Source organism: Cellulomonas sp. P4_H12, assembly GCF_056400905.1.
Genome location: NZ_JBFUKJ010000085.1, coordinates 1 through 682, shown reverse-complemented (window position 1 = coordinate 682; position 682 = coordinate 1). Strand labels below are relative to the sequence as shown.

Sequence of the window (682 nt, the reverse complement as noted above, 5' to 3'; positions counted from 1 at the left end):
GTGGAGAACCCGCGTTCGGTGCGCTTCCAGTCGATGATCTTCGCGTTCTGTGCACCCGGAATACGCTGCTGGACAATTGGTTCGAGGGCGGCCGCCAGGTTCTCCGGCGCGACCCGCTCAGCCATTGTTCCCACCGGATCGGTTGGCGCTCCAGTCGGTGTAGCCGTAGCGCGGGTTCACGCCCATGAACACCATCTCGACCAGTCCGTGTCCGACCTTGTCGCCCATCCGGACCTCGACGAGCGTCTCGCTGAGCATGCTCACCTTGCGGATCTCGTTGACGTCGGTGATGTCGACGTCGAAGCTGTCGCTGAAGTCCTTGCCGCGGTACATGCCCGACGCGTAGCCGTTGTACTCGTCGTACCCGGCGAGGCCCGGCCAGAAGTCGCACACGGGCTTGACCTCGATGACGTCGGTCGTGCGGTCCGCGCGGTGCACGGTGAACGTGCCGGACTTGACGACGCGGAGGTCGTCGCGGAAGTCCAGGTCGTGCTCGACGTCGATGATCGGCAGCGGCTCCTTGCCGGAGTCGATCGGGAAGAGCACCTCGCCCTCGAACTGCCAGCGCTCCCCGGTGTGGGTCTCGCGCTGTGCGAAGTGCACCACCTCGTCGTCGAACTGGAAGATGCCCATGTAGTAGAGGACGCCGGCCGGCACCTCGGAGGGCTGCATGTTCCCGCCC

The 682-nt window shown here is 65.4% G+C and carries 1 protein-coding gene; it reads right to left on the bottom strand.

All coding sequences use genetic code 11. The features are described from left to right. Positions 1-117 precede the first annotated feature (117 nt). Positions 118-682, bottom strand: a 565-nt coding sequence (locus tag AC1DQC_RS19880; protein ID WP_477052954.1) for a hypothetical protein, incomplete at its 5' end; no start/stop codon positions are given.